The sequence below is a fragment of the Serratia plymuthica NBRC 102599 genome (assembly GCF_001590925.1).
GTDB classification, from domain to species: Bacteria; Pseudomonadota; Gammaproteobacteria; order Enterobacterales; family Enterobacteriaceae; genus Serratia; species Serratia plymuthica.
Genome location: NZ_BCTU01000014.1, coordinates 60,023 through 77,609, shown reverse-complemented (window position 1 = coordinate 77,609; position 17,587 = coordinate 60,023). Strand labels below are relative to the sequence as shown.

The 17,587-nt window shown below is 55.5% G+C and carries 15 protein-coding genes; 12 read left to right on the top strand and 3 right to left on the bottom strand.

Annotated features, from left to right (window positions below; translation table 11 throughout):
* The first annotated feature begins 117 nt into the window (after positions 1–117).
* The 8 genes from SPL01S_RS10750 to dsdA all read left to right on the top strand — a co-directional run bounded on the left by SPL01S_RS10750 (position 118) and on the right by dsdA (position 7,533).
* Positions 118–930, top strand: a complete 813-nt coding sequence (locus SPL01S_RS10750; RefSeq protein ID WP_004944787.1) for a MetQ/NlpA family ABC transporter substrate-binding protein — start codon at positions 118–120, stop codon at positions 928–930.
* Entirely contained in the window at positions 930–1,910 is a 981-nt protein-coding gene (locus SPL01S_RS10745; protein ID WP_063199586.1) for a methionine ABC transporter ATP-binding protein, read from the top strand. Before SPL01S_RS10750 ends, SPL01S_RS10745 begins: the two co-directional genes overlap by 1 nt.
* The gene (locus tag SPL01S_RS10740) at positions 1,907–2,578 is read left to right on the top strand and encodes a methionine ABC transporter permease (RefSeq protein ID WP_020439097.1); all 672 of its coding nucleotides are present in this window, start codon (positions 1,907–1,909) and stop codon (positions 2,576–2,578) included. The genes SPL01S_RS10745 and SPL01S_RS10740 overlap by 4 nt, the downstream gene beginning before the upstream one ends.
* A gap of 379 nt (positions 2,579–2,957) precedes the next feature.
* Positions 2,958–4,388: a sensor domain-containing diguanylate cyclase gene (locus SPL01S_RS10735; protein WP_062870920.1), complete on the top strand. Its 1,431-nt coding sequence runs from the start codon at positions 2,958–2,960 to the stop codon at positions 4,386–4,388.
* Between the two features lie 116 nt (positions 4,389–4,504).
* The gene (locus tag SPL01S_RS10730) at positions 4,505–4,858 is read left to right on the top strand and encodes a DUF1428 domain-containing protein (RefSeq protein WP_063199583.1); all 354 of its coding nucleotides are present in this window, start codon (positions 4,505–4,507) and stop codon (positions 4,856–4,858) included.
* A 13-nt stretch (positions 4,859–4,871) separates the two neighbouring features.
* Positions 4,872–5,342 carry a VOC family protein gene (locus tag SPL01S_RS10725; RefSeq protein WP_062870918.1) on the top strand — a complete coding sequence of 157 codons (471 nt, stop codon included), beginning with the start codon at positions 4,872–4,874 and terminating at the stop codon, positions 5,340–5,342.
* 28 nt (positions 5,343–5,370) lie between these two features.
* Entirely contained in the window at positions 5,371–6,060 is a 690-nt protein-coding gene (locus SPL01S_RS10720; protein WP_063199579.1) for a VIT1/CCC1 transporter family protein, read from the top strand.
* 135 nt (positions 6,061–6,195) lie between these two features.
* Positions 6,196–7,533, top strand: coding sequence for a D-serine ammonia-lyase (dsdA, locus tag SPL01S_RS10715; RefSeq protein WP_063199572.1), 1,338 nt, complete (start codon positions 6,196–6,198; stop codon positions 7,531–7,533).
* On the opposite strand, the gene SPL01S_RS10710 is transcribed toward dsdA, so the two are convergent.
* Positions 7,530–8,363, bottom strand: a complete 834-nt coding sequence (locus tag SPL01S_RS10710; RefSeq protein ID WP_020439094.1) for an IclR family transcriptional regulator domain-containing protein — start codon at positions 8,361–8,363, stop codon at positions 7,530–7,532. The genes dsdA and SPL01S_RS10710 overlap by 4 nt on opposite strands.
* A gap of 21 nt (positions 8,364–8,384) precedes the next feature.
* Complete coding sequence (locus SPL01S_RS10705) at positions 8,385–9,032, bottom strand: TetR/AcrR family transcriptional regulator (RefSeq protein ID WP_063199566.1); 648 nt, start codon at positions 9,030–9,032, stop codon at positions 8,385–8,387.
* 1,142 nt (positions 9,033–10,174) lie between these two features.
* Here SPL01S_RS10705 and SPL01S_RS10695 point away from each other — a divergent pair.
* The 3 genes from SPL01S_RS10695 (at position 10,175) to SPL01S_RS10685 (ending at position 14,466) form a co-directional block, all read left to right on the top strand.
* The gene (locus tag SPL01S_RS10695) at positions 10,175–11,500 is read left to right on the top strand and encodes a lysine N(6)-hydroxylase/L-ornithine N(5)-oxygenase family protein (protein WP_063199560.1); all 1,326 of its coding nucleotides are present in this window, start codon (positions 10,175–10,177) and stop codon (positions 11,498–11,500) included.
* Positions 11,501–11,529: 29 nt separating this feature from the next.
* Positions 11,530–12,408 (top strand): ATP-grasp fold amidoligase family protein, encoded by an 879-nt coding sequence (locus SPL01S_RS10690; RefSeq protein WP_063199557.1) that lies wholly within the window; start codon positions 11,530–11,532, stop codon positions 12,406–12,408.
* Positions 12,409–12,591: 183 nt separating this feature from the next.
* On the top strand, positions 12,592–14,466 hold the full coding sequence (locus SPL01S_RS10685) for a bifunctional sugar phosphate isomerase/epimerase/4-hydroxyphenylpyruvate dioxygenase family protein (RefSeq protein ID WP_063199554.1): 1,875 nt from the start codon (positions 12,592–12,594) through the stop codon (positions 14,464–14,466).
* 38 nt (positions 14,467–14,504) lie between these two features.
* On the opposite strand, the gene SPL01S_RS10680 is transcribed toward SPL01S_RS10685, so the two are convergent.
* Positions 14,505–15,368 carry a shikimate dehydrogenase gene (locus SPL01S_RS10680; RefSeq protein ID WP_062870910.1) on the bottom strand — a complete coding sequence of 288 codons (864 nt, stop codon included), beginning with the start codon at positions 15,366–15,368 and terminating at the stop codon, positions 14,505–14,507.
* Between the two features lie 526 nt (positions 15,369–15,894).
* On the opposite strand from SPL01S_RS10680, the gene SPL01S_RS10670 reads away from it, so the two are divergent.
* A complete protein-coding gene (locus SPL01S_RS10670) occupies positions 15,895–17,256 on the top strand; it encodes an MFS transporter (RefSeq protein ID WP_373282282.1) in 1,362 nt (453 codons plus the stop codon).
* Positions 17,257–17,587 lie beyond the last annotated feature (331 nt).

The following is a 17,587-nucleotide window of genomic DNA, read 5'->3' as shown; positions in this document are numbered from 1 at the left end:
GGTGGCGCGCGAAGGCTTGGTGCTAGTTTTTTATTACTTTATGGCATCAAATAACCATAAATAAGAACGTGCGGTTCTTAATCGGCGCAGAGTTTTGATCTTTCCTTGGGGGTGACCATGTTTAAAACGACAATTTCCCGTTTGGCTCTGCTGACGGCGCTCGCGCTACCGGCCTCTCTGTTGGCGGCGGAACCGCTGCGGGTGGCGGCCGATCCGGTGCCCCACGCGGAGATCCTGGCCTACGTGCAGAAAATTGACCCACAGCTGAAACTGAAGGTGATTGAGATCAGTAACGGCGTGAATTCCAATGAGCTGCTGGCGCACGGCGACGTGGATGCCAACTACTTCCAGCACCTGCCTTATCTGCATTCGCAAGAGCAGGCGCTGGGCACAAAATTTGCCGTGGCGGCCAGCGTGCATATCGAGCCGTTGGGCATCTATTCGAGCAAGTATAAAAAGCTGAGCGAGGTGCCGGACAACGCCAAGGTGGCGGTGCCCAATAACGTCACTAACCTCAGCCGGGCGCTGTACCTGCTGCAGGCGCAAGAGCTGATTACCCTGAAAGCCGGCTTTAACGATCCGGCCAAGGATCAGGCAACGCCAAAAGACATTGCCAACAACCCCAAACATCTCAAGATACTGGAGATTGAATCGCCACAGATCCCGCGGGCATTGGATGACGTCGATTTGGCGGTGATTAACGGCAACTATGCGCTGGAGGCCGGGCTTACGCCAGCCAAGGACGCGCTGGGGCTGGAAAGCCCGAAAAATAATCCGTATGCCAATATTCTGGTCACGACGCCGCAATTGGAGAACGATCCGCGCATCAAACAGCTGGCCAAAGATTTGCAGTCGCCAGAGGTGGCCAAATTCATTCAGCAAAAATATCAGGGCTCGGTGATCCCCGTGACAGCTGCGGACGCCGGCTGATGATTGTCGTAGAAGGGCTGGGTAAAACCTACGGCGCCGGTGAACCGCCGGCGCTGGAGCAGGTGTCGCTTACCATTAACGACGGCTCGGTGTTCGGCATTATCGGCCGCAGCGGCGCGGGCAAGAGCACCCTGATCCGCTGCCTTAATTTACTGGAGCGGCCCAGCACGGGCCGCATTTTGATGGACGGCCGCGATCTGACCCAACTGAGCGAAGCGGAACTGCGGCGCCAGCGCCAACGTATCGGCATGATATTTCAGGGGTTCAATCTGCTGCATGCCCGCAACGTGCGGGATAACATCACGGTGCCGCTGGAGATCGCCGGCGTACCTCGTGCGGAACGTATTCGCCGCGCCGGTGAACTGCTCGATCTGGTCGGGCTGAACGACAAGGCACGTGCTTTTCCTTCTCAGCTTTCAGGCGGGCAGAAACAGCGCGTCGGTATAGCCCGGGCGCTGGCGGCCCGGCCGGACTATTTGCTTTCCGATGAGGCGACCAGCGCGCTGGATCCGGAAACCACCGCCTCTATTCTTGCCTTGTTAAAAGACATCAACCGCCAGTTGGGGTTAACCATTGTGCTGATCACCCACGAACTGGACGTGGTCAAGGCCATTTGTGACCATGCGGCGCTATTGGCCGCCGGTCGGGTGGTTGAATGGGGGCCGATTGGCGAATTGCTGGCGAACCCGACATCGCCGCTGGGGCAGGCGTTGTTGCCGGGCTGCCTGACGCCGGTGGCGCCGGAGACCCAGGTGGCGGAGCTGACATTTTTCGACAGCGTGCGCGCCTCGCCGGTGCTCAGCGAACTGGCGCAGCGCCATGCGGTGGACGTTACGCTGCTGGGTGGGGGCGTTGAACTGATTGCCGGCCAGAGCGTCGGCCGTTTCCGCGTGGGGTTGCGATCGCCGCAAGGCGGCTTGCCGCTGGCGGAAGTGGTGGCGTTCCTCAATCAACGGGGCGTGAGGGCCGAATTGCTATGAGAAATCAATTGTCCTGGGAAGATCTTCTGGCGCTGGTGCTGAACGCCACCGGCGAAACCTTGTATATGGTGGCGCTGGCATCGTTGTTTACCTTATTGATCGGTCTGCCGCTTGGCGTGGTGCTGTTTATCACCCGCAAGCAGGGCATCTTGCCCGCACCGCGCATCAACGGGGCGCTGGGCGCTATCGTCAATCTGGGGCGCTCACTGCCGTTTGTGGTGCTGTTGATAGCCTTGATCCCGTTAACCCGGCTGATTATCGGCACCACGTTAGGCAGCTCCGCGGCGGTAGTGCCGATCACCATCGGTGCTTTTCCGTTCTTTGCTCGCATCGTCGAATCTGCCTTGGATGAGGTGGAAAAAGGGCGGATCGAGGCAATTTTGTCGATGGGCGGCAATGTGCGCCACGTCATTTTTAAAGTGCTGCTGCCGGAGGCCTTGCCGACGCTGTTGGCCGGGCTGACGCTGACGGTGGTGATGTTGATTGGTTTTTCTTCCATGGCCGGCGTGATCGGCGGAGGAGGATTAGGCGATCTGGCGATCCGTTACGGTTATCAACGTTTCAACAATCAGGTGATGATCGCGACGGTGATTATTCTGGTAATTCTGGTGCAGGGCGTACAAACCTTGGGCGATCGCCTGGTCCGTTCGCTGGCGCATCGGCGTTAGGAGGCTTTGTCATTGGGTGCGCGCCGACTTGGCGCAATATTGCGGTACTACATGCTGATAATCACCATGGTCACAGGCTCAGGCTGTGTGGCCCCCCTTCAATAATCCGCACGTTATTCATGCCAACGCTTTCTCCCTTGATCCTGCTTTGCGGTATGCGTGCTGGACTGCGGGTGCAAAGCGCCATTTGGCGCTACAGTTGATCTAGAAATATATTGGCAAACCTTCAATTAACAGGTGATCGGACCTGTGAAAGTAGCAATAATGCCACTCTGATCGCTCATTTTTAACGCGCGTCGTCAGGTATGATGAATCGGTTGTCGCCCCTCATCATGCTGGCAGGATGTTATCCGTATTCTTTGATCGCTCTGGAAGCAAGATGCACACCACCCAGTCACCTGACACCACAAAATTACAGCCTGCGCTCACCGTCTTTATGTTGGTGTTCGCCACCTGTATCTTCGGTATCGAGAGCCGGCCCATCGGCTTTCTGGCGGCCTTTTGGCCGAGCAATGCAGTGTTGCTGGCGGTGTTCGTTCGTTATCCGGAGCTTGTCAGCCGCTTAGGCTGGGTGATGGCGATATTGGGGTATTTGACGGCAGATCTGATCACCGGTAGCCCGCTCGACAAAGCCCTGTTGCTGAACGGCGCCAATATTGCCGGCGTTGTGGTGGGGTATCAGTTGTTTAAACTTGTGCCCCCGCAGGTCAAAACGCTGGAACGCACGTCATCCAGCGTTTATCTGTTTGCCATTTGTCTGGCCAGCGCCGGCACCACCGGGGTGATCGGTGCCGGAGCCTCGGTGCTGCTGTTTGATCGCGAGTATTTCCCCGCACTGGCGCTATGGATGTCTTCGGAGTTTACCAATTACATTACGCTGATGCCGTTTATCCTGGCCTTGCCTGGGGATTGGCGGGGCTACCTGCGCAGCGTCGTTCACGGCATTATCCGGCCTGGCAGCGGCAGAAAACTGGCGGTTCTGGTGCTGTTAGCGCTGGCCTGCATTGGCAGTATCCTGATTGGCGGGCCTGGCGCCGTGATTTTCCCCGTGCCGATCCTGCTGTGGCTGGCAATGTCGTTTTCACTGTTCACCACCCTGGTGGTGGTGCTGATCTACGTTTTATGGTGCCATCTGGCCATTGATTTGGGTCTGATCGCCATTAACGTCGATATGAAGGCGTTGCAGAACACCGTGTCGATGCGCCTCGGGGTAGCGCTGTTGGCGCTGGGCCCGATTGCGATCGCCAGCATGAATTTCGCCCGCAATGCGCTGCTGCGGCAACTGGAGCACGTGGCGAACCATGACGCTCTGACCCACGTGCTGACGCGTAATGCCTTTATGCAGCGCGGCTCGCGGTTGCTCACCCAAAAAGGCGAGCAGGTCTGCGTCATGATGCTGGACATCGACTACTTCAAATCCATCAACGATCGCTTTGGGCACTCCGGCGGTGATGCCGCACTGATTTCCTTTACCCGCGCCATTACCGGCGACCTGCGCGATTCCGATCTGTTTGGCCGCATGGGCGGGGAGGAGTTCGCGATCGTTGCGCTTATCGAACGTCAGGAAGATGCGGTGTATTTGGCCGAACGTCTGCGCCGGCGGGTGGAAATCGAATCGATCGCCATGCCTGCCGGCAATCATCTGCAAATCACCGTCAGCATCGGTATGGTTACCTGCATCGGCGGTACAGAGCAAAATCTTGATAATCTGTTGAAAATTGCGGACATGGCCGTCTACAAAGCCAAAAACAGCGGCCGCAACCGCGTTGCCACGCCAGAAATATCCCCACTGAGTTACCGCGACCGCTGAAACCTGCCGCTTGTCGTTCATGGTTGACCCCGGCCAGGGGGTCTAAAATGGAAGGGAGCGTGAGCAATGCCGCTTGCGCCCTACCTGATGTCCGAACGGACAGGAGGAATCATCTCATGAACTATGTTGATGGCTTTGTTGTGGCGGTGCCTGCCGCCAATAAGGAGGCGTACCTTAAGCTGGCCGCCACGGCCGCCCCCTTATTTAAAGAGTTCGGCGCGACGCGGATTGTCGAATGTTGGGGCAACGACGTGCCCGAAGGTAAACTCACCGATTTTCGCGGTGCGGTGAAAGCCGAAGCCGATGAAGTGGTGGTTTTCAGCTGGATCGAATATCCCTCAAAAGCGGCGCGCGATGCCGCCAACGAGAAAATGATGAATGACCCGCGCATGAAGGCGCTGGGCGAGCAGATGCCGTTTGACGGCAAACGCATGATTTTCGGCGGTTTCGAACCGATCCTTGACGAGTAGCGAGGAGGGGGCGATGAAGATCACACAACACCTGTGGTTTGAAAAAGACATGGAAGCGGCGCTGCGCTGTTACATAGCGCTGATCCCCGGTTCTTCCCTGACCTGGAGCTCTACCTTGCCCGCCGATACCCCAAGCGGCCCTGCAGGCAGCGTAAAATTGGCGGCCTTTACTCTCGGCGATCAGCGCTATGCGGCTATCGAAGCCGGCCCGCTGGATGCATTCAATCACAGCTTTTCGATTATGGTCGAATGCGCGGATCAGGCGGAAGTGGATCGGCTGTGGGAGGCGTTAAGCGAAGACGGCGTCATAGAACAGTGCGGCTGGTTGCGCGATCGCTGGGGGCTGAGCTGGCAAATTGTCCCCCGGCGGCTGGGGGAGTTGATGAGCGACCCCGACAGCGCGAAGGTGAAACGGGTGACTGAAGCTATGCTGCAGATGGTCAAACTGGATATCGCCGGGCTGGAAGCGGCGGCTCGCGGCTAACTTTATCCCCACAACAAGGACGCACCCGATGCACAAAGAACGGCACAGCATTGAGAATATAGGTTGGCTCCGGGCGGCGGTGCTGGGCGCAAACGACGGAATTGTCTCGACGGCCAGTCTGTTGCTCGGCGTGGCGGCGGCCAATGCGGCGCACGGCGGCATCTTGCTCGCCGGCATTGCCGGGCTGGTTGCCGGGGCGATGTCGATGGCGACTGGGGAATACATCTCGGTATCATCGCAGGCGGATACGGAAAGGGCCGCTCTGGCGGAGGAGCAGTCGGAGTTGCTCAGCGATTACCCGGGTGAATACCGTGAACTGACCTCTATCTATGTGCATCGCGGGTTGGATTTGGCGCTGGCCAAACAGGTGGCGGAAAAGCTGATGGCTCATGATGCGCTGGGCGCGCATGCCCGCGATGAATTGGGGATTTCGTCCATCACCACGGCGCGGCCATTGCAGGCGGCGCTGGCCTCGGCGCTGAGTTTTTCCGTCGGGGCGCTGCTGCCGTTACTGGTCGCGGTGCTGGCGCCGGTCGCATGGACCATTCCGGCCATCGTGGTCTCCGCGCTGGTGTCTTTGGGCATTCTCGGGGGTGTTGCCGCCAGGGCAGGCGGCGCACCGATCCGCCCGGGCATAGTGCGGATCCTGTTCTGGAGCGCGCTGGCGATGGCGGTCTCTTCTGGCGTCGGCCTGTTGTTTGGATCCGCGCTGGGGTAATGGTTAGGCTAGTCCCACAACAAAAATCAGCTTTTGCATTAATGCCGCTCACGCAAGGCTGAGTTTTTATCATTTGTCAGCGCCGGCGAATCGCTGCACCCTAGAGGGAATCGTTACGTAGCGTAGAGAATAATAATGGATAAATCACAGATTCAGCAGTGGGTTACGCAATTCCCTTTGGTACAGGACCTGATCGACCTCAAACCGATAACCTGGTTCAACCCGCGAGCAACGACCTTGCAGGCGGGGTTGCCGTACGTGGGGTTGGGCGCTGACGACGTCGCCGATGCTGAGCAGCGGTTGGCGCGCTTCGCCCCTTATCTGAGCGCCGCTTTTCCGGAAACCCGGGCCGCCAACGGCGTGATCGAATCTGAGGTTGTCGCCATTCCGGCGATGCAAACTGCGCTCGACCAACGCTATGGTGTGACGCTCGGCGGTCATCTGCTGCTGAAAAAAGACAGCCATCTGCCGATCTCCGGCTCAATCAAGGCGCGCGGGGGCATCTATGAGGTGCTGGCGCATGCGGAAAAGCTGGCGTTGGCGGCGGGGCTGTTACAGCTTACGGACGACTACAGCAAGCTGTTCTCGGAAGAGTTCCGCCAGTTTTTCAGCCGTTATCGTATTGCCGTGGGCTCAACCGGCAATCTGGGGATGTCGATCGGCATCATCAGCGCCAGACTGGGTTTCAGCGTTAGCGTGCACATGTCGGCGGACGCGCGCGAATGGAAAAAGCAAAAGCTGCGTGACAATGGCGTCAACGTGGTCGAGTACGAGGAAGATTATGGCGTTGCCGTTGAGCAGGGCCGGCTGCAAGCGGCGAACGATCCGAGCTGCTTTTTTATCGATGACGAAAACTCGCAAACGCTGTTTCTGGGCTATGCGGTGGCAGGTGGTCGCCTGAAACGGCAGTTCGCCGAGCGTGGGATTGAGGTTGACGCGCAGCATCCGCTGTTTGTCTATTTGCCATGTGGTGTCGGCGGCGGGCCAGGCGGGGTAGCCTTTGGGTTGAAACTGGCCTTTGGCGATCACGTTCACTGCATCTTTGCCGAGCCGACGCACTCGCCGTGCATGCTGCTTGGAGTCTATACCGGGCTGCATGACCGGATCGCCGTGCAGGATCTGGGCATAGATAATCAAACCGCAGCGGACGGGCTGGCAGTTGGGCGAGCCTCCGGTTTTGTCGGCCGCGCCATGGAACGCCTGCTCAGCGGTTTTTACACCTTAAGCGATAGCGAGATGTTCGCGTTGCTGGGGCTGTTGGATCGTCAGGAGCACATTCAGTTGGAGCCTTCGGCGCTGGCGGGCATGGCGGGGCCGTGGCGGGTGGCGGCTAGCCCCGAATGGCTGGCCGAACACGGGCTGGATGAACGGCAGATGAACCAGGCCACTCACCTGGTATGGGCTACCGGCGGCGGCATGGTGCCAGAGGCGGAGATGGCGAAATACCTGGCCAATGCACGTGAGGCCGGTTAGTGCGTCAGCAGCGAAAGCTCTTGTGCACCTTCCAGCAGGATCGGCAGGATGCGTTCGGTCAATTCGCTTACCGGAACGTGGCCGGCCTGTACGCCGACGTTTAACGCGGCGGTGACGCTGCCGTTGGCCGACATGATCGGCACGGCAATGGAACGCAGCCCGATCTCCAGCTCTTGATCGTTAATCGCATACCCCTGCGCGCGGACTTTATCCAGCTCCTCGCGCAGTTTGTCGATGGAGCCGATGGTGTACTGCGTATAGCGCATCAGGGTGATGCGTTGCAGGTAATCATCCCGTTTATCCGCCGGCAGATGGCTCAGCAGCACGCGCCCCATCGAGGTGGCGAATGCAGGCAGCCGGCTGCCTATGTTCAGATCGATAGTCATGATGCGCTCGGCGGAGGCGCGGGCGATATACAAAATGTTGTCGCCGTCCAGCGTGGCGATGGAGCAGGATTCATTCAGCAATTGGCTGATGTGTTTCAGCACCGGCTGGGTAGCTTTGGCCAACGGCGTCGAGCCGAGATAGGCGTGAGCCAGCGTCAGAATACGCGGGCGCAGCTCGAAGTTTTTGCCGTCCTGCGCGTAGACAAATCCCAGCTTGTTCAGGGTGTACAGGCAACGGCGCACCGCAGCGCGCGGAATGCCGGTTTTCTGGCTGATTTGCGAAATCGACATCAGGCGGCGTTGCGGGGTAAAGGCCTGGATCACCTCCAACCCCCGCGCCAACGAGGCCATAAAGTTGGGATCGCCCTTGAAAGGATCGCCGCTGGCGGCGGACAGCGAAATGTCATGGGTGGCGATGTTGTCGCCGGCAGAGGTCTTGGCCATTCAGGCTCCCGGTTTCAAAGACTACAGCGCCAGATAGCGCAGGGTCGCCACGACGGCCAGCCGCCGGTTATGGATAACCTGATCCTCCGGCGGTTCATGACTTTCGAATAGCGTATTAAAGGTGTATTGGTTGGCAACATAGTGGAAACACAGGCTGCTGATCAAGCGGTGCACGTCGGCGGCGCTGGCATCTGCAGTAAACTCCCGGTTTTGCTTGCCGCGCTGCAAAATATCTTCCAGCAAGGTTAAGGCGCTCTGATTCAGTGCCTTGATGCGCGGTGACTGACGGATGTACTGGCCACGCAGCATGTTTTCCATGCAAATCACACGGATAAAGTCAGGGTGCTCCGCATGGTAATTGAAGCTTTCTTCAACCAGCCGGGTCATCGCTTCTACCGGCGGCAACGCTTGCAGATCCAACGCGGATTCGTGCGCGCGGATATGCTGATATACGTGCTCGAGCACCTCCAGATAGAGCGACTCCTTGTTCTTGAAATGATAAACCACCATGCGTTTGGTGGTGGACGCGTGCTCGGCAATATTCTCCATGCGAGCTCCTTTCAGGCCCGCCTCGGCAAACTCACACAGCGCCCCGGCGAAAATTCGCTGCTTCAGACCAACGGGGTCATTTTTGCGTTTGGTCGCGGGGATCTCATCATTGTTCAACACATCAGTCACTTATCGTTTTGGGGACACCGGTTAAGAGTAACCGGGGTAACCCGGTAATACAATCTGCCACGTCAGCGCTTTTGTGAGCGCCATCATGTTGCTCAAAGAGGCATGGCGGGGCGTCGGGATGTTGAGCGACGATCGTCGAATAGGCGTTAATGCAAGGAGGGAATAGGCTGTGTAGAGAAAGAACCTGAGTCGAAAAGGGAATGACATTAATAAGAGATTACTTTCTTGCTTATAATCACGGAGCCGAGAATATATCAATCTGAACAGAAGTTGAATTTGAGATGGAACCCTAAGCCGGATTTAAAAAGTATTGTACACAAACTGACGGCATGGCGTACGGAAAAGTGTTTTTTTAAATTTTCAACGCCGCTGATTACGCTTTTTCTCGGGTAAAAAATGACGAATTCAGGATGAAGAATCCGATTTTGGATTTCAAATTGCTCACAATATCGCCTGCGAAGATGTGAATGGATAGAAATTGCACAGGCATTGCGCAAGGTCAGGTGCAACGGCTGATTTTTAATCACCTGATTGTAATGTATTGAATTTTTATGTTTTATTGGTTTCTTGTTGACGTAGCAACCCAGGTTTTAGGTGCGAAAGAGGCCAAACCAAAGTGAAATTTCATGAATATTGACGATTTCACTTTTAATTTCACATTGATAACCTGCGTGTTGACTTTAATTTTATGCTTTTTCACATGCCAGATTTCAGCTTTAGCGATACTCTGATTCGGCAATGTCTCATTAAGGATGATGCTATGCGGAATATGCAAATTAACATAGGGAGATGTTATGAATTCCTCGGTCAATCCGTCGAATTCCATCAACTCGACAGTGTCTCCTAAAGCATTCTCTTTTCATAGCGCTGAAAATTGTTTTTATTTGATTTGAGATTCATTTGTCAAAATACGATGAGTGACAATTTCAATTGAAACAAAACGACGCAATGGATCCGTTATTTTTATCTTGCAGTCGTCAATGGCAGGCGTTCGGGCTTGGCAACAATAATGCAGGACGTGATTCTGATGGCGTCAATAATCCCAATGCCATTGGGAAAGCTCGTTGCGTTATTTCATCCAGCCACATGATGTATTTTTGGGAAATAGATTTATTCACACAGGAGCACACACAATGAACCAGCGTTTGGACTTTATCGGCATTGGTATCGGCCCGTCCAACCTCAGTCTTGCTGCGCTTGGAAGCGAAATCGAGGGTTTCAATTGCAAATTCCTCGAACGCAAACCGCACTTTTCCTGGCACCCCGGTATGATCCTGGCAGATAGCAATATGCAGACCCATTTTTTGAAGGATCTGGTCACCGCCGTTTCGCCAACCAACCCTTATAGTTTTCTCAACTATCTGGTGAAGAGTAAAAAGTTCTACCGCTTCCTGACGACTGAACAGCGTACTGCGTCGCGCGAAGAGTTTGCCGATTATCTCAACTGGGCGGCAACGGGGTTGGATTCGCTGATGTTCAACCAAGAGGTTCGCCGCGTGGACTTTGATGACGAACAGAGGCAGTTTGTCGTCTCCACCCAGAATGACGTGCTTTACGCTAAACACCTGTGTGTGGGCATAGGCAAGCAAATCAAACTGCCGAACTGTGTGACCGAACAAAATGATCAATGCTTTCACGCCAGCGAAATGATGTTGCGCCAGCCAAACCTTGCCGGAAAACGCGTGGTCATTGTGGGCGGCGGTCAAAGCGGTGCTGACCTGTTCTTGAATATTTTCCAAGGGGAATGGGGCCGACCAGAACACCTTGGCTGGATATCTCGGCGCAACAACTACAACGCACTTGATGAAGCCGCCTTTGCCAACGAGTATTTTACGCCAGATTATGTCGACAACTTCTACACGCTCGGCCACTCAGCCAAAGAACACATGCTGCAAGAACAAAAGATGACTTCCGATGGGATCACCAGCGAGTCTCTGTTGGCAATTTACCGCGCCATGTATCACCACTTCGACGTACTCCGCGAGAAACGATGGGTGAGCCTGCTGCCCAGCCGTTCAGTTACGGCCCTTAATGCCAAAGATAATGCTTATCGGTTAGAGACGCTGCATCACCTTGATCAAGGGCGAGAAAGCTTTGATGCAGACGTGGTCATTTTTGCGACCGGCTATGAACAGGTCCGCCCGGCATTTCTTGACTCACTGGCTGATCGTTTGTTAACCACCCCCGATGGACAATACCGTATCGCTTCTGATTTTACCCTTGAGCGGGAAGAGGAACATGAGAATTGCTTGTTTGCCGTTAACGCCAGCATGCATCACCACGGCATTGCCGATCCGCAGCTTAGCCTGGTGGCCTGGCGATCGGCACGTATTCTCAATCGAGCTTTAGGCCACAACCAATTTGATTTGAGCACCACTCCGGCGATGATTCAATGGCGCAGTGAGCAAGAACAACCCGTCGCTTTAAATCCCTTGATGGCCGCTTGGTCACCCCTTTAATATTGTTATCAAATGATGAGACAGGTTGCATGAGAAAACACATTAATAAATTCATCATGAATCAATTGGCTACTTTCGCGCCGACGTTCAAGACCAAACTTATATATAAGAAGGCATTCGGGAAAGCGTTAAATTTAAAGCCTCCTTCGACATGGAACGAGAAGATAAATTATCTTAAACTTAACAATTACAGCAACAACGCACTGGTCACGCAATGCGCGGATAAATACGCAGTTAGGGAGTATTTGAAAGCGCAGGGATGTGAAGAACTTCTCAATGAACTTTACTTCGCCTGCGATTCGGTTCAGGAGATCCCGTGGGAGTCTTTACCTGACAAGTTCGTGATTAAGGGTAACCACGGTTCGGGTTACAACCTGATTTGTCAGGATAAAAGTTCATTGGATCGGGTGCAAACATCGAAAACCATCGAAAACTGGATGCGCGAGGACTATTGGAAGGTCTATGCAGAGTTAAATTATAAGAACATCAATAAAAAAATAATAGGTGAGAAATTCATAGAGTCATCTAATGGCGCTGGCCCTGATGATTATAAAATATACTGTTTCCATGGTGTTCCTTACTGCACGTTACTGTGTGTCGGCAGAGAAACCGGCATGCCTAAATATTATTTTTTCGATAAAGACTTCAAGTTTCTTTGTTATAGCCAAGATTGCCTGGCGCTCAGCCAGGAAGAGATCGACGCTTTTGTGAAACCCGAAGGTTACGATGAGCTGTTTGAGTACGCCAGGAAACTGTCTGCGCCCTTTGAATTTGTCCGCGTTGATTTCTATATCACCAATGGCAAAGTCATCTTTGGTGAATTGACCTTCACACCCTCGGCAGGGATTGATACGGACATACTCGAACCCACGGATATCCTGCTCGGGAAGATGCTTAAGCTGAAATAACATCTGATCTCCTGCGCAGTGACGGCGCTTTTGTGATCCTGGTTAAAGAGTTGTCAACGTTCGCGGGCGGCACATTGACACAATGAACCTTATGGTTCATTTATAGTTGCATATGCCGCCGCCCGTTTCCCCCTTTAACGGTGGCGAGCCGATTTGTAACCACTGTCGCAAAGGGGAAAAGTCATGTTTCGTTCTATAGCCACCGTATCCATTGCAGGAACCCTGCCGGAAAAGCTGGAAGCGATTGCCGCCGCCGGTTTTGACGGCGTGGAGATTTTTGAAAACGACCTGCTGTATTATCCCGGCAAACCGGCGGATATCCGTCGGCTGGCGCAGGATCTTGGGCTGGCGATTACGCTGTTCCAGCCGTTCCGCGACTTTGAGGGCGGCCCGCGCGACCGCCTGGCGGCCAACCTTGAGCGCGTGCGGCGCAAGTTTGCGCTGATGCAGGAGCTGGGCTGCGATCGCATGCTGCTGTGCAGCAATGTGGCGCCCGACTGCTCTGCCGATATTGATCTGCAGATTGAGGATCTTGGGCGTCTGGCAAACCTGGCGCAGCAACAGGGCATCGTGGTGGGGTACGAGGCGCTCGCCTGGGGGCGGCATGTGAATCGCTATCGCCAGGCCTGGGAACGGGTTCGCGCCGTCGACAGCCCGGCATTGGGGCTGGTGCTGGACAGTTTTCATATTTTGGCCTTGGGCGACAACCTCGACCAACTGGACGATATCCCGGCGGAGAAAATCAGTTTCCTGCAATTGGCCGATGCGCCATTGATGAACATGGAAGTGATCGAATGGAGCCGGCATTTCCGCTGCTTCCCCGGCCAGGGGGAATTACCGCTGGTCGAGTTCGCCCGCCGCCTGGTCGAAAAAGGTTACGCCGGCCCCTGGTCGCTGGAGATTTTCAACGACGGTTTTCGCGCTACGCCGAGCGCCCCAACGGCGCAGGACGGCCTGCGCTCGCTGCTGTATCTGGAAGAACAGGTGGCCGCCACTCAGCCGCTCACACCGGACCTGTTCCGCAGCGCGCCTTTGCCCGAAAGCCAGCAGATCGAGTTTATCGAGTTTGCGGTAAACCGGCAGGAAGCGGAAAGTCTGGCCGGTTGGCTGCAGCAAATAGGGTTCAGCCTGCGCGGTGAACACCGTTCCAAGGCGGTGACGCTGTATCAGAACGGTGCAGTTCGCATCATCCTTAACCAGCAAAACGACTCTTTCGCCGATGACTACCGTGAACGGCATGGCGCTTCGCTGTGCGCAGTGGCCTGGCGGGTGGCGGATCCGTCCGCTTTGCTGCAGCGGGCGCATGACTTCGGTTATCCGGTCTATCAGGGGCAGGTTGGCCCTAACGAACACCGTATTCCGGCGCTGTGCGCGCCCGACGGCAGCCTGATTTATTTGGTCGAGACCCCGGTAAACGGCGGCGAGGCAGCGATTTATCAGGATGACTTCCATCTGCGCGAACGACCATCGCGCTGTGTTTTTGAACTTGAGGGTATCGATCATCTGGCGGTGGCGATGCCTGAAAGCGCCTTAAAAAACTGGGTGATGTTTTTGCGCTGCGTGCCGGGTTTCGAACCGGACGGCGAACAACTGCTGCCGGATCCTTACGGGCTGGTGCACAGCCGGGTGATGCACAGCCGCTGTAACGGTATCCGCCTGCCGCTTAACGTCTCGCAGAGCAGCGCGACGCTCAGCGCCAGAACGGTGGAGACTTACCACGGCGCAGGGTTACAACACGTTGCGTTCACGACCGGGGATATTTTTCAGGCGGTTGAACAAGCCAAAGCCAAGGGGATGCGGCTGTTGACCATCGCCGATAACTACTACGAAGATCTGGCTGCCCGTTTTGATCTCGATGACGCCTTTATCGCCCGGCTGGCGCAGCACCATATCCTCTACGATCGCGATGCGCAGGGCGGCGAACTGCTGCACGTTTACAGCCAACCCTTTGCCGAAGGGCGCTTCTTCTTTGAATTGCTGCAAAGGCTTGGCGGGTACGCCCAGTATGGTGCGGTGAATGGTGCAGCGCGTTTGGCGGCGATGAGGCAATTGCGGTGATAGCAGGGCGCGGTTCACATTGACCGCGCCCGTTCTGGTTAGCCGGCCTGCTGGAATACCTGGCTCATGCTTGCGGTATCCGGCGCGTGCCCGGTATACAGCTGAAACGCCAGCGCGGCCTGGTGCACCACCATGCCGTCGCCAACAATAGCCCGGCAGCCTTTGGCGCGGGCTTTTTTCACCAGTTCGGTTTCCCGGGGAACGTAAATCACGTCTGCCAGCCAGTGGCGCGGTTGCAGCCAGTCGATATCCACCGGCATGCCGGGGTGGCCTGTCATGCCGATCGGCGTAGCCTGCACCAGGCCGTCGCTGTCGGCCAACGCCCCGGCTACGTTTTCCGTCACGCTAATCCGCTGCTCGCCAAAATGCCGCGCCAACTGCTGTTGCAAGCTGTGGCTACGCGCCGGATCACGGTCGTGCAACATCAAATGGTCGACGCCGTGCGCCAGCAGGCCATAAGCTACCGCATAGCCTGCGCCGCCCGCACCCACCTGAACCACTCGATGGATATTTTCGCCCGCCAATCCTTGGCTGAAGTGGGTGATAAACCCGTCGCAATCGGTGTTGTGACCAATGCGTTTGCCATTCTGGAACAGCACGGTATTGACTGCGCCGATGGCGCTGGCCTGCGGCGACAGCTCATCCAGCCAGGGAATGACCTGTTGCTTGAACGGATGCGTGATATTGCAGCCGGTGAAACCCAACAGCGCCAGGCTGTCGAGCACTTCCGGCAGGCGGTCGTCGGCCCAGCCGCGCTGGGTGAAATCCAGCAGTTGATAGGCGCAACGCAGTCCCTGCCGACGGGCCTCCTGTTCGTACAGTTGCGGTGACAGCGAACCCTGAATGCCTTGGCCCAGCAGGGCGAGCAAATAGAGCGGGGGGCGTTGTGGGTCATTATTCATGGTTTCTCCGTGTCTGGGCTGGGTCGCCGTGGATGACGGCATGAAGGGAAAATGAACCATTTGGTACCTTATGTAAACCGGCTATTTTTGATTTGTGATCGGTATCATGTTGCCTGAATGTTAACCATTTCGCGGGTATTGGCATCGTCATAATGATCTTCCTCACACTTCGACAACATTATTTTTCGCCGCTGCGCTGGTGTTTCACCTGGCAATAAGGTTATTAATTACATTAATTTTCAGCGTTTTGTAGTATCGGCTCTCGGTAGAGCGGTGTTTTAACTTGGCGACAAACGTACCAATGGGTTCGATAACCGCCCAGATTATCGATACCCTCCGTTGCCGACTCGCTTGAGAGTTCTTACATTGGAAGTGCGATATTTGAATGTTGGTGCGATTATCGAACATTTGCATTCATTTGCGCCTGTAGCCCTGGTGGCCGTAAAGCGAATAACACAGCGACGCGGAGACAGTCCCGACGCTTATAACGACATTTGCGGCCTGAGCCGACTGTACGGAGGAAGACATTGTGGCTTCAAACGAAATTGATGTTCGCACACTGATTAACGATCGCCCGTTATCCGGGTATCAAAAATTGATCGTTTTGCTTGGATTTATCGTTATTGCACTGGACGGTTTCGACATTACCCTGATGGGCTTTATCGCGCCGGAGTTGAAAAGCGAATGGGGCGTTGGCAATCATCAGCTTGGCATGGTGATCAGTGCGGCGTTGATCGGCCTGACGATAGGCGCGTTGCTGTCCGGGCCGCTGGCTGATTGGATGGGCCGCAGGGTGATTATCATCAACAGCGTGTTCTTTTTTGGTTTGTGGACGCTGATCACCGCATTTTCGCAGAATATCGATCAAATGATTTTCTTCCGCTTCATGACCGGGCTGGGGCTGGGAGCGGCGATGCCGAACGTCGGCACCCTGATATCCGAATATGCACCGGAAAAGAAACGATCGTTCATTATCACCGTCGTGTTCTGTGGATTTACCTTCGGCGCTGCGCTGGGGGGATTTGCCGCCTCATGGATTATCCCGCAGATGGGCTGGCATGCGCTGTTGCTGCTGGGGGGCATACTGCCGTTGCTTAGCGTACCTTTGCTGCTCGCCAAGTTGCCGGAATCGGTGCGATTCCTGGTGACCAAGCGCGCCAGCCCTGAACGCATTGGCAAAATTGTGGAAAAACTGGCTCCGGGGAGTACCGACGCCAACACGCGTTACACGTTGCCGCCGCTGGTTGCCCCCGGTAAAGGCTCGATGCAGATTGTGGTATCGCCTCAATACCGCTTTGGCAGCATCATGCTATGGCTGGGGTATTTTATGGCGTTGTTCCTGGTCTATCTGCTGGGCAGTTGGCTGCCGACGCTGGTGAAAGGCATTGGAATGAGCGTGGCGCAAGCGGCGGTGATTACGGCGTTGTATCAGGCCGGCGGCACCGCAGGCTCGCTGTTTGCCGGCTGGCTGATGGATCGGGTTAATCCCCATCGGGCGCTGGGTGTGATCTACCTGCTGGGCGCCTGTTTCACGGTGATGATAGGGTTGGCTTCTCACAGCAGCGTGATGCTCGGCGCGCTGGCGTTGGCCTGCGGTTTTTGCCTGAACGGCGCCAATACCGGCATGAATGCGCTGTCGGCGCACTATTACCCGACCGAGGCGCGGGCGACCGGGTCCAGCTGGATGCATGGCGTCGGGCGCATTGGCGCTATTCTCAGCGCCTTTGCCGGCGCAGAGATGCTGGCGCTGGGGTGGGGGTTCGAGCGCATCTTCGCCATTATCGCCATTCCGGCGGTGATCACCGCTTGCGCCATCTTCCTTAAGGGCATCCGGGGCTATAATCGCCAGGCCCAGTTACCTACAGGCGAAATCGCCAAGAGCATTTGATCCTTGAGGCAGCGCGCCGGTTAATCAGGCCGGTGCGCGGCTGAAAATTATGTTTCATCAATGTTAATCAGTTCACAGAAAACCATTCATTCCATTTTGCGAAAAACCCACTCATCCATTTGAAAATAAAAACTTTACATAAAGTTTGACGTTTTCTCGTTCGGTAATCGCACGCTAATTAATTTAACAATATTGAAACTTATTGTTGGCGGTGTTTTGATTTAAATGTCGATTAACGAACCAAGTTTCGATAATCGCACAAAAAGCGATTATGCCAGCGTCGCGTCTGGCCGTTCCCGCCGGGCATTCTTCGCCAGGCCAACTTAGGAAA

Bases quoted from the DNA above. Each gene is read 5' to 3' on its own strand.
- SPL01S_RS10750 (WP_004944787.1), top strand. From the start codon at position 118: ATGTTTAAAACGACAATTTCCCGTTTGGCTCTGCTGACGGCGCTCGCG.
- SPL01S_RS10745 (WP_063199586.1), top strand. From the start codon at position 930: ATGATTGTCGTAGAAGGGCTGGGTAAAACCTACGGCGCCGGTGAACCG.
- SPL01S_RS10740 (WP_020439097.1), top strand. From the start codon at position 1,907: ATGAGAAATCAATTGTCCTGGGAAGATCTTCTGGCGCTGGTGCTGAAC.
- SPL01S_RS10735 (WP_062870920.1), top strand. From the start codon at position 2,958: ATGCACACCACCCAGTCACCTGACACCACAAAATTACAGCCTGCGCTC.
- SPL01S_RS10730 (WP_063199583.1), top strand. From the start codon at position 4,505: ATGAACTATGTTGATGGCTTTGTTGTGGCGGTGCCTGCCGCCAATAAG.
- SPL01S_RS10725 (WP_062870918.1), top strand. From the start codon at position 4,872: ATGAAGATCACACAACACCTGTGGTTTGAAAAAGACATGGAAGCGGCG.
- SPL01S_RS10720 (WP_063199579.1), top strand. From the start codon at position 5,371: ATGCACAAAGAACGGCACAGCATTGAGAATATAGGTTGGCTCCGGGCG.
- dsdA (WP_063199572.1), top strand. From the start codon at position 6,196: ATGGATAAATCACAGATTCAGCAGTGGGTTACGCAATTCCCTTTGGTA.
- SPL01S_RS10710 (WP_020439094.1), bottom strand. From the start codon at position 8,363: ATGGCCAAGACCTCTGCCGGCGACAACATCGCCACCCATGACATTTCG.
- SPL01S_RS10695 (WP_063199560.1), top strand. From the start codon at position 10,175: ATGAACCAGCGTTTGGACTTTATCGGCATTGGTATCGGCCCGTCCAAC.
- SPL01S_RS10690 (WP_063199557.1), top strand. From the start codon at position 11,530: ATGAGAAAACACATTAATAAATTCATCATGAATCAATTGGCTACTTTC.
- SPL01S_RS10685 (WP_063199554.1), top strand. From the start codon at position 12,592: ATGTTTCGTTCTATAGCCACCGTATCCATTGCAGGAACCCTGCCGGAA.
- SPL01S_RS10680 (WP_062870910.1), bottom strand. From the start codon at position 15,368: ATGAATAATGACCCACAACGCCCCCCGCTCTATTTGCTCGCCCTGCTG.